Below are 10,657 nucleotides of genomic sequence, written 5' to 3' on the forward strand. Positions count from 1 at the left end.
GTCCCCTGACGATAGGCGGCGGTGGCCGAGACGAACGGCGATCCGTCCTCGGCATGTCCGGCCGCGAGCGGCGTCGCCATCGCGGTCAGCGCCAAAACTGCGATCAGGCTCTGCTTAAACATCTGCATAACACGCGACTTCCACTAGAGCGCCGGGGTGAGTGACGGCGCCCGTCCGCGCCGGACCGACCTCGTTCGCATATTTCCACAGATACCCGTTTTGGAATGGGTTAGGCCGCGGCTTCCACGCCGCCTTCCGCTTATCGAGCTCGCTTTGGCCGAGCTCGACATCGAGCGTGCCCTTCTCGGCATCGAGCACAATCATGTCGCCGTCGCGAAGCAGCGCGATCGGTCCGCCGAGCGCGGCCTCGGGGCCGACGTGGCCCACGCAGAATCCGCGCGTGGCGCCGGAGAAACGCCCGTCGGTGATCAGCGCAAGCTTGTCGCCCATGCCCTGGCCGTAAAGCGCCGCCGTGGTCGACAGCATCTCGCGCATGCCCGGGCCGCCTTTCGGGCCCTCGTAGCGAATGACCAGCACGTCGCCTTCCTGGTACCGGCGCGCGCTCACCGCGGCGAAGGCATCCTCCTCGCAGTCGAAGCAGCGCGCGGGCCCGCGGAATTTCAGCCCCGTCATGCCGGCGACCTTGACGATGGCACCGTCGGGCGCGAGCGAGCCGCGCAAGCCCACGACGCCGCCGGTCGGCGAAATCGGATTGTCGGCGGGACGCACCACGTCTTGATCGGGGTTCCAGCGCACCTTGGCGAGATTGTCGGCCATGGTGCGGCCGGTCACGGTCAGGCAATCGCCATGCAGGTAGCCGTGATCGAGAAGCGTCTTCAGCAGGAGCGGCACGCCGCCGGCTTCGAACATGTCCTTGGCGACATAGCGGCCTGACGGCTTCAGATCGGCGATGTAGGGCGTGCGCTTCAGGACCTCGGCGACGGCGAACAGGTCGAAGTCGATGCCGCATTCATGGGCGATGGCCGGCAGATGCAGGGCGGCGTTGGTCGAGCCGCCGGTGGCCGCCACCACGGCAGCGGCATTCTCCAGCGCCTTGCGGGTGACGATGTCGCGCGGGCGGATGTTGAGCGCGAGCAGGTCCATGACCTTCTCGCCGGCGGCCATGCAGAAGCGGTCGCGGATCTCGTAAGGCGCAGGCGCGCCGGCAGAGTATGGCAGGGCGAGACCGATGGCCTCGGAGACCGTGGCCATGGTGTTGGCGGTGAATTGCGCGCCGCAGGACCCCGCCGAAGGGCAGGCCACCTGCTCGAGCTCATCGAGATCCTCGGCCGACACCTTGCCAACCGAATATTGGCCGACCGCCTCGAACAGATCCTGCACCGTGACCGGGCGCCCCTTGAAGGAGCCGGGAAGGATGGAGCCGCCATAGATGAAGATCGACGGCACGTTGAGCCGGCACATCGCCATCATCATGCCGGGAAGAGACTTGTCGCAGCCGGCGACGCCGATCAGCGCGTCGTAGCAATGGCCGCGCATGGTGAGCTCGATCGAATCGGCGATCACCTCGCGCGAGGGCAGCGAGGACTTCATGCCCTGATGCCCCATGGCGATGCCGTCGGTGACGGTGATGGTGCAGAATTCGCGCGGCGTGCCGTTTGCGGCGGCCACGCCCTGCTTCACGGCTTGCGCCTGGCGCATCAGCGAGATGTTGCAGGGCGCCGCCTCGTTCCAGCAGGTGGCGACGCCGACAAAGGGCTGGTGGATCTGCTCACGCGACAGGCCCATGGCGTAGTAATAGGACCGATGGGGAGCCCGGGCGGGACCCTCGGTGACATGCCTGCTGGGCAAACGCGACTTATCGAACGTCTTTGCGTCCATTCTCAACTGCCCGGATGAGGTGCAAGAGAAGCCAGTGGTACCCCGCCACCGCTACTCACTGAAATCGGCCTCCGTGGCCGGCTCTCGCCCCCGCGCGAACCTTGCAACGCTACTCTGGCCGATGCTCCTCGTTACAAATCCTGATCTCTCAAAGCTTTATGGCGCAAACGAGGCGAAAATGCCGCAGTCTGTGGTATTTGGGTAACAGAGTGAAGAATTTGTGTAAGCTGGGAGGTAAGGAGAGAATTAAAGCGCTGCTTCCAGCCGTTTCAAGGCCTGTTCCAGCCTCGCAGCGGTCGCCTCGGCGTCAGCTTTGCGCTCGCGTTGCTCTTCGACCACATGCTCAGGGGCGCGGGCGACGAACTTCTCATTGGCAAGTTTGGCGTCAAGCTGGCGGATTTCCGACCCGACCTTGTCAATTTCGCGCTTCAAGCGTTTCGACTCGGCGGCGACGTCGATGATGCCGGCAAGCGGCAGGGCAAGCGTCGCCTCGTCGAGCACGATCTGCACCGCGCCGGAAGGCGCCTTGCCGAAGCTCATGGACTCGATCCGGGCAAGCCGCAGGATGGTCTCCTCGTGGCGCCTCGCCCGCGTCGTGGTCTCCTCGCTCGCGCCGGAGACGACGAGAGGGACTTTCGCGCCGGCTGGGACATTCATCTCAGAACGCACCGAGCGCACCTCGGAGATGAGCCTGATCACCCAGCCGATCTCGGAATCGGCCTCGGCATTCTCAAGGCCGAGATGCTTCGGCCAGGGGGCGAGGATGAGGAGAGTGTCCCTGCCAGTGTCTGGCGAAGCGAGCTTCGCCCACAGCTCCTCGGTGACGAAGGGCATGAAGGGATGGAGCAGCTTGAGCGCGCGGTCGAGCACCCAGGCGGTCATGGCGCGGGTCTCGGCCGCGGCTTCCTGATCGGCGCCGGACAGGATCGGCTTGATCAGCTCGAGATACCAGTCGCAGAACTTATGCCAGATGAAGGCGTAGATGGCGCCGGCCGCCTCGTTGAAGCGATAGGTTTCGAGCGCCTCGGTGACGGCGGCAAGCGCCCGCTCGCTCTCGCCGGCGATCCAGCGGTTGATGGTTTGCGTGGCGGAGGCCGGATCGAAATTCTTGACCGGCAGGCAGGCATTGATCTCGGCGAAGCGCGCGGCGTTCCACAGCTTGGTCGCGAAATTGCGGTAGCCCTCGACGCGCGCTGGCGCCAGCTTGATGTCGCGTCCCTGCGCCGCCATGGCGGAAAGCGTGAATCGCAGCGCGTCGGCGCCATAAGCGTCGATCAGTTCGAGGGGGTCGATGACGTTGCCCTTCGACTTCGACATCTTCTGGCCCTTCTCGTCACGGACCAGCGCGTGGATGTAGACGTCGCGGAACGGCACTTCCTCCATGACGTGCAAACCCATCATCATCATGCGGGCGACCCAGAAGAAGATGATGTCGAAGCCGGTGACGAGAACGTCGGTGGGGTAATAGCGGGCGAGCTCCGGTGTCTCGTCGGGCCAGCCGAGGGTGGAGAATGGCCACAGCGCCGAGGAGAACCAGGTGTCGAGCACATCTGGATCGCGAAGAATTGGATATTGCGTAAGCGGCTGGCCACTTCGAAACTTTTCAATCCAAGGGATAACCTCTGAGCCATCCTTCAAAATGACGACATCAGTTCCGTAGTGCTGTTTTGCTTGCTCGCGCGCCTCCTCGACAGTTTCGGCGACAAACACCGCGTCTTGGTCTTGAGCCAGCATAGCCGGCCCAACCAGCTCGAAGCCATACCAGGCCGGGATCTGGTGACCCCACCAGAGCTGGCGCGAGATGCACCAAGGCTGAATATTCTCCATCCAATGGAAGTAGGTGTTCTCCCAGGTCTTTGGCACGAAGACGGTGCGGCCGCGCTTCACCGCGTCGATGGCGGGCTTCGCCAACTCTCTCGCGTTCACGTACCATTGGTCGGTGAGGAAGGGCTCGATGACGACGCCTGAGCGGTCGCCATGCGGCACCGTGTAGACATAAGGCTCGATCTTCTCGACGAGCCCGCTTTCCTCCAGCCGCTCCACGATCTTCTTGCGGGCGACGAAGCGGTCGAGCCCATGCAAAGTTTGAATCGTCTGAGTCAGTTGCGGACCAGGCGCAACACCTTGGATGAACTCCGGGTTGGCATCGAGCAGGATCTCGCCCTCGGGACTGAGGACATTGATCATGGGCAGCGCGTGGCGCCTCCCTACCTCGAAGTCGTTGAAGTCGTGCGCCGGCGTGATCTTCACCGCGCCTGAGCCCTTCTCCGGGTCGGAATATTCGTCGGCGACGATGGGAATGCGGCGGCCGACCAGCGGCAGGATGACGTTCTTTCCGACCAGAGCCTTGTAGCGCTCGTCGTCGGGATGCACGGCGACGGCGGTGTCGCCGAGCATGGTCTCTGGCCGCGTGGTGGCGACGACGATGTAAGTGGATGGATCGTCGGGATCGAAAGCGCGGCCTTCAAGCGGATAGCGCAGATGCCAGAGGTGGCCCTTCACCTCGACCTGTTCGACCTCGAGGTCGGAGATGGCGGTGAGCAGCTTCGGGTCCCAATTGACCAGGCGCTTGTCCTTGTAGATGAGCCTCCGACCATCGGGTCCCAATGTGTTGTAGAGGTCGACGAACACCTTGCGCACCGCGCGCGAAAGCCCCTCGTCCATGGTGAAGCGTTCGCGCGACCAATCGCAGGACGCGCCGAGCCGCTTCAGCTGATTGATGATCAGACCGCCGGACTCGACCTTCCATTGCCACACGCGATGCACGAACTCGTCGCGGCCAAGGTCCCGGCGGTTCGGCTCCTGGCGCTCCATCAATTGGCGCTCGACCACCATCTGGGTGGCGATGCCGGCGTGATCGGTGCCAGGCTGCCACAATACGTCCCGCCCGCGCATGCGCTCGAAGCGGACGAGGATGTCCTGCAGCGTGTTGTTGAGGGCGTGACCCATATGTAGAGAGCCGGTCACGTTGGGCGGCGGGATGACGATGGCGAAGGGGCGCGCGGCCGTCCGGTCAGGGCGGCCGGCGGCAAACGCCCCCGCCTCCTCCCAAAGTCGGTAGGTCGGGCCTTCGATGGAGGCTGGCTGATAGGTCTTGTCGAGCATCGGCGCTTAGGCTCGCGAGAGGAAGACGGGCCTCGCGTCCTACGATTTGCCCTTCCGCCCTGTCAACGGGAAGCTCCTCATGCTGAGACGCGCCCAAAGGGCGCGCCTCGAAGCAAGCGGACGGCGGCGCGCGATCTTAGCGCCGCTGATAGTCGGTGTTCTCGAGCTCCTCGCGGAGCGCCGCGGTCAGCACGCGCGGCATGTTCTCGTCGAGCCATTGCCTGAGCAGCGGACGAAGCATCTCCTTGACGCTGTCCTCGAGCGATTTCGAGGACACCGAGCCGGCGAAGTCGTGCGGCTCATGCTCGGAGCCGCCATTGACCCGCGACGGGTTGAGCTCGAACTCATTGGCAGGTGCCGCGCCACGCCAGGACTGATCCTCGCTCCGCCACGGCAAAGGTTCGGGCTCGAGTTCAGGCTCAGGCTCAGGCTCGAGTTCTGGCTCAGGCTCCGGTTCAGGCTCAGACGGTTCCATTTGCGACCACGGCGCGCTTCCCGCAGCCCAAGACGGAACCACCGGCTCAGGCTCGGGCTCCGGCAACACGACACTCTCCTCCTCGACGGCCATTGCCGGCTCTAATTCGAAGCTCTCCGGCTCAGGCTCAAAGGAGGTTTCGCTTGCCGCCTCGGCCAGCGGCTCAGGCGGCGTGTACACAGGCTCGGGCGCCGTGTAGTCGGACTGCGCCTCGCGGGCGAAGGCCGCGAGGTCTCCGGCCTTCAGTGCGGCGATGGCCCGTTCGAGTGCCGAGGTCGGATCGTCAAGTGACGGCAAAGGCTCCGCCGCCTTGACCGGCTCCGGCGCCGGCATCTCGACAATGGGGGCCGGATCAGGCTCGTAGCTTGGAGCGGCCTCGTCCCTATAGCTTGGAGCGTCCTCCATTTCGTAATCCGGAGCGTCCTCGGCGAATGTCGGAGCCTTCTCGGCGAAGGTGAAAGAAGGTTCTGGGCGATCCTCGTTCGCCGGCGGGAAGGCCGCCATGAAATCGAGCTTGCGCGGTTCCTCGGCATAGATTTCGGTGACTTCGGATTCGAGGACCACCTCCTCCTCGATGATGGTGTCCGGCTCGTCGGCCATCATCACCTCGTCTGCAGCCGAGCCGCCAGGCTCGGTCAGATCGAGAATGTCCTCGATGTCGTCATCGTTGGATGCCGTCGGAGTCGCGCTGCCGCTCAACACACGCGCGATGTCATCGATCATCTGCGTGTCGGCTGCACCATCCTCGGTATCGTCGGCCCGGACCTGCTCCGCATACTCTGCACTCGTTGCGCGCTGTTGTACCGAACTCGCTTCGTCGTCAGAGATGATCCGACGAATGGAGGCCAGAATCTCCTCCATCGTCGGTTCGGGAGCCCGTTCCGTGCTGCTCATAGCTGGAATCCCTTGCCGCCATTGCCCCGCTACACCCCGCGGTCAAACTTGGGTGACTTCCTCATGCCCCCAGAGCTTAACACACGGTTAACGTACAAGTCTCGGCTTGGTTCGGGCAGGCTTTATGATTGTAACCTTAACCGGCGGACGCGATCACTCGTCGGGAGCCGGCGGAGCTGGTGGTGTGAGCCCGAACCACTTGTTCTTAACTATATTGTAATGCTCTAGCGGATCGTAGTAAGGCACTGATAAGCCGAGGCTTTGCGCATCAAGCCGTCCGACTGAGCCATATATGGCGTATTCGGCGACGACGCGATCGCGCTTGGCGGTGACGAGCTGGATTTGCGAGCCGAGATATTCGAGCTCGGCGTTGAGCACGTCGAGCGTGGTGCGCTGGCCCACCTTCTCCTCCTCGCGCACGCCTTCGAGCGCGATGCGGTTGGCCTCGAGCGCATCCTGCGCCGACTGGATCTCCGAGGCGGTGGCCTGAAGCTGGGCCCAATTCGCGATCACCTCGGCGTGGATGCGAAGCCTCGCATCCTCCACCTCTTTCTTGAGCTGGTTGTTGGTCTCCTTAGCCTGGCGAATGCGCGCGGCGACGCCGCCGCCCTGATAGAGCGGCACGTTCACACGGCCCATGACGGTCGTGACCTGCTGCTCCTTCAGCGTATTGCTCAAGCCGAAGCGCTGCGAGTACCGGGCATCGAGCGTCACTTCCGGCAACAGCTCGCCTTCGATCTGAGCGACGTTATAGAGGGATGCCTCCTCCTGGTAGACGGCGGCGAGGATGAAGGGGTTCTGTCCGTCGCCCAGGGTCATGGCGTCCTCGAGCTGGCTCGGCAGCAGATGAGCGATGGACGGCGGATGGACGAGGCTCGACGGCGGATGGCCGATCACCTGCTCGTAGGTGGCGCGGCTCGTCTTGTAATTGGCCTGGGCGGCGTAGAGCTGCGTAATGGAGTCCGACCGGCGCGCTTCGGCTTGCGCCACGTCGGTGCGGGTCACTTCGCCGACATCGAAGCGATCCTTGGTTTGGCGGAGCTGCTCGGTCAGCACATCGACGTTGGTCTGACGCAAACGGACGACGGCCTGGTCGCGCACCACATCGACATAGGCGGTGACGGCGTTCAGCAACGTGGTCTGCTCCGTGGCACGCAAACCTTCGCGCCCGGCCTGGACGGTGGACTTGGCCTGGCGGATGGCGTTGATGTTTTGAAAGCCATCGAAGATGGTCTGGGTGAGATTGACGGAATAACCGCGCGGGTGAGTGACACCATCGCTCGATAACTGGTTCTCGATGTTACCTATATTGGTCTGCGAGGCCAGCGAGGCGCAGAAGGCCGGTTCAAGTGCCGCGGTGGCCGCGTCGCACTGCTGAACGTTGCTTTTCTGGCTTCCTCCGACAATGTCCGATTCCTGGTTCTGAAAGGCGGCGTCGCCGGAGGCGCTGATGTTGGGGCGCAAACCGGATTTGGCCACGGCAACCTGCTCGTCGGTGGCGCGCAGATTTGCTCGCTCGGCATTCAGCACCGGGTTGATGAGATAGGCGTTGGACAACGCCTCCACCAGCGTTTCGGCCGCGACAGGGCGCGCGCAGAAAACGACCCCCAAGGCAAGACCCGCGATGGCCGCCGCCCCGCCACGCCGCCAGGAGCCTTCCGCGCAGGACCTACGATGCCTGCTCTGGACGCCTGTCACCTTCTAAAGCCTCCGCAGTCAGGAAATTGGCCCCCGCCCCCGACCGCGATTCGACCATAGAGCACGCTATGGACTGAGGTAACCGGAGAGGCCGATCTCCACAGAAATGCCCGGGCGAGTGTGGGATCGAAGCAACAGTGCGGCCAGAAGTCGCGAAAAATCCTGTGGAAAATCAGAAGGTAAAGCTGGGAGAAGGCGCAAAACCCGGCAGCACTCTGGCGTTGGCGTCGAAATGTGGCAGCCCGCTCGCTTCGCCATCGACCTTGACGAAAAGAGTGGCCTTGCCCTGGCGGGGACGACCCTCGCGGCCGGCGGCAATGATGGCGCAAAGCCTGCCACCCTCTTTGAGCTGCGCAAGGAGCGTATCGGGCATCTCAGGCACGCTGCCGTTCAGCAAGATGACATCGAAGGGCCCGGCTTCGGGCGCGCCGCCTGTGAGCGCGCCCTCCAACACCGCGGCGTTGGCAAGCTCAAGCTCGTGCAAGGATTCGCGAGCGGCAGCGGCCAGCTCAGGCTCAGCCTCAACGGCGGTCACGAGGCGGGCGAGGCGGGCAAGCACGGCGGTCGAGTAGCCTGTGGCGCAGCCGACATCGAGGACGGCATCTTTCTCCTCGACCGCGGCGAGCTGGATCAGGCGGGCGAGCACCACGGGCGGCAGCAGGAAACGTGCGGGTGCGCCGTCGATCGACGGCCAGACTTCGAGGCTCGCATCGCTATAGGCAAGGTCGCGTTTGCCCTCCGGCACGAAGCGCTCCCGCGGCAGCGCGGCAAAGGCGGAAAGGATGCGCCGGTCGGTCACCTTGTCGGTGCGGAGCTGCGATTCGACCATGCTCGCCCGCGCCCGCTCGAAATCGATCATGGTCAATCCCTTACGTCCCGCCGCCCAGTTCACAGCATATTGACGCGCATGCCAATCGGCACCTAGTTACTGGCTTTGGGCACCCCCTAAACTGGCCACGTGGCGGAGTGGTGACGCAGCGGACTGCAAATCCGCGCACCCCGGTTCGATTCCGGGCGTGGCCTCCACCTTTCTTATTGCGTCAACGCCTTAGCGATCTCACCTGAGGGTCGGCGTGGTCGAACTGTCGCAGGCAGACGCAGCACCGAGGAGGATGAGATGGCAGCAATCGGCTGGCAGGGTTGGGCGCTTTTGTCCGCGGTGTTTGCCGCCTTGACGGCAATCTTGGCGAAGGTTGGCGTCGAGGGAGTCGATCCGGACATCGCCACGTTCATTCGCACGCTGGTCATCGCGGTCGTTCTCGCAACCCTGTTGCTCGTGACCGGGCACAGGATCGGCACCATTCCCGCCAGAGCCTATCTGTTCCTGACTCTGTCGGGCCTGGCGACGGGTGCATCCTGGTTATGTTATTTCCGCGCCCTCAGCCTGGGCGATGCCGCTCAAGTCGCTCCACTCGACAAATTGAGTGTGGTGTTGGTGGCAATCTTTGCGGTGATCTTTCTTGGCGAACGGCTGTCGATACGGGATGCCGCCGGCATCGCTCTGATCGCCATCGGCGCTGTTCTGGTGGCAACCGGCCGGGCTTAGAATCCGGTCGATTGCGTCGTTAATGGGCCGCTCCTCGGTTCTGCCTTGTTTCAAGCAAAACTTGTCCGGGGGAGAGCCCCTAGTGACCTTGCGTAGGCTCTCCCGCCCTTGCGGCTCCGCTGGTCTCCCAGGCTGGAGCCGCCTTTTTGGCAAGCGGCGAACCCCTCCCGTCAAAAAGACGGATGCATCACTCGGTCTTCGTCGCCGCGTCCTTCGCTTCCGCGCCATTGCCGTTTGGCGCGCTCGTCTCGTCTCCGTTCTTGCGGTCGCGATGCCACCACACGGCGAGCTGACGGCGCCAGCGCCGCACGATCGGAATATCCACCGAGAGCACGAGGAGCCCGAGCGGGATCATCCAGAATCCGACCACCGGAAGGAAGCCGACGAGGCCGCAAGCGACAAGCAGAATGCCGAGGCCGATGCGGATCGGCTTCGACTGGGGCAAGTGAAATTGACGGTTGGCGAAGCGGATCTTGGCGGCCATGGTCGACTTTCGGCGGGCTGTTCCCACATAGGCATGATGGGGATGCGCCGCAACCCGCCCTTTCGCCGCAAGGCCGGCGCAAATGCCGGCCCGTAAAGCTCTGGCAAGCCCCGCCGTCATTTGCTATGACGCGGCTAGCTGCGCTTCATATGCGCGCTCTGCTCCCCGGTAGCTCAGCAGGTAGAGCAAGCGGCTGTTAACCGCTGGGTCGCTGGTTCGAATCCGGCCCGGGGAGCCAACTCAAAGCCCTCATAAGCGTTTCGTCGCCCCTCGGGGCCCTGGCCGGGCCCTTGCTGGGCGCGGGACTCTAGTCTTCGACGCTGCGCGCGCGCTACAAGAAGTGCATGGACAAGTTCAACGAGGACGCTGGCCTCGCCATTCTCAGCGCTGCACAACTCGACAGTCTCCTCCAAAAACTGCTGCTCCATGCCATGCCACCCATGTCAAATACTCTAGCGACGGAGCTGTTCGAGAACATGGGACCGCTCGCGAACTTCTCAGGGAAGATCAACGTCGCGCGCGCGATGGGTCTCATCGACGTCGCTACGCGGCGTGATTTGCACGCCATCAGGGGCCTGCGCAACCTACTCGCTCATGCGGATCGGCCGGTCCCTGT

7 protein-coding genes, 2 tRNA genes and 1 pseudogene are annotated in these 10,657 nt (G+C 63.8%); 4 read left to right on the forward strand and 6 right to left on the reverse strand.

Annotation, left to right across the window (positions count from 1 at the left end):
* Positions 1-114: 114 nt before the first annotated feature.
* The 5 genes from ilvD to ACREC7_RS13510 form a co-directional block, all read right to left on the reverse strand.
* Positions 115-1,839 (reverse strand): dihydroxy-acid dehydratase, encoded by a 1,725-nt coding sequence (gene ilvD, locus ACREC7_RS13490; RefSeq protein WP_431556209.1) that lies wholly within the window; start codon positions 1,837-1,839, stop codon positions 115-117.
* A gap of 246 nt (positions 1,840-2,085) precedes the next feature.
* Positions 2,086-4,944, reverse strand: coding sequence for a valine--tRNA ligase (locus ACREC7_RS13495; protein WP_431556210.1), 2,859 nt, complete (start codon positions 4,942-4,944; stop codon positions 2,086-2,088).
* Positions 4,945-5,080: 136 nt separating this feature from the next.
* Entirely contained in the window at positions 5,081-6,313 is a 1,233-nt protein-coding gene (locus tag ACREC7_RS13500) for a DUF2497 domain-containing protein (protein WP_431556211.1), read from the reverse strand.
* A gap of 153 nt (positions 6,314-6,466) precedes the next feature.
* Entirely contained in the window at positions 6,467-7,924 is a 1,458-nt protein-coding gene (locus ACREC7_RS13505; RefSeq protein ID WP_431556212.1) for a TolC family outer membrane protein, read from the reverse strand.
* Between the two features lie 259 nt (positions 7,925-8,183).
* Positions 8,184-8,870, reverse strand: a complete 687-nt coding sequence (locus tag ACREC7_RS13510) for a protein-L-isoaspartate O-methyltransferase family protein (protein ID WP_431556213.1) — start codon at positions 8,868-8,870, stop codon at positions 8,184-8,186.
* A gap of 93 nt (positions 8,871-8,963) precedes the next feature.
* Here ACREC7_RS13510 and ACREC7_RS13515 point away from each other — a divergent pair.
* Both ACREC7_RS13515 and ACREC7_RS13520 read left to right on the forward strand, forming a co-directional pair.
* Positions 8,964-9,037 (forward strand) — tRNA-Cys (locus tag ACREC7_RS13515).
* Between the two features lie 91 nt (positions 9,038-9,128).
* Positions 9,129-9,557 carry an EamA family transporter gene (locus ACREC7_RS13520; protein ID WP_431556214.1) on the forward strand — a complete coding sequence of 143 codons (429 nt, stop codon included), beginning with the start codon at positions 9,129-9,131 and terminating at the stop codon, positions 9,555-9,557.
* A gap of 187 nt (positions 9,558-9,744) precedes the next feature.
* Here the strand turns inward: ACREC7_RS13520 and ACREC7_RS13525 are convergent, their stop codons facing one another.
* On the reverse strand, positions 9,745-10,041 hold the full coding sequence (locus tag ACREC7_RS13525; RefSeq protein WP_431556215.1) for a hypothetical protein: 297 nt from the start codon (positions 10,039-10,041) through the stop codon (positions 9,745-9,747).
* 162 nt (positions 10,042-10,203) lie between these two features.
* Between ACREC7_RS13525 and ACREC7_RS13530 the strand changes: the two genes are divergently transcribed.
* A tRNA-Asn gene (locus ACREC7_RS13530) sits at positions 10,204-10,279 on the forward strand.
* 106 nt (positions 10,280-10,385) lie between these two features.
* Positions 10,386-10,657 (forward strand): annotated as a pseudogene (locus tag ACREC7_RS13535) (hypothetical protein); the annotation flags it as partial.

The sequence above is a fragment of the Methyloceanibacter sp. genome, assembly GCF_050728395.1.
GTDB lineage: Bacteria > Pseudomonadota > Alphaproteobacteria > Rhizobiales > Methyloligellaceae > Methyloceanibacter.

Excerpts from the sequence above, each read along its gene's own strand:
- ilvD (WP_431556209.1), bottom strand. The coding sequence starts at position 1,839 with ATGGACGCAAAGACGTTCGATAAGTCGCGTTTGCCCAGCAGGCATGTC.
- ACREC7_RS13495 (WP_431556210.1), bottom strand. The coding sequence starts at position 4,944 with ATGCTCGACAAGACCTATCAGCCAGCCTCCATCGAAGGCCCGACCTAC.
- ACREC7_RS13500 (WP_431556211.1), bottom strand. The coding sequence starts at position 6,313 with ATGAGCAGCACGGAACGGGCTCCCGAACCGACGATGGAGGAGATTCTG.
- ACREC7_RS13510 (WP_431556213.1), bottom strand. The coding sequence starts at position 8,870 with ATGATCGATTTCGAGCGGGCGCGGGCGAGCATGGTCGAATCGCAGCTC.
- ACREC7_RS13520 (WP_431556214.1), top strand. The coding sequence starts at position 9,129 with ATGGCAGCAATCGGCTGGCAGGGTTGGGCGCTTTTGTCCGCGGTGTTT.
- ACREC7_RS13525 (WP_431556215.1), bottom strand. The coding sequence starts at position 10,041 with ATGGCCGCCAAGATCCGCTTCGCCAACCGTCAATTTCACTTGCCCCAG.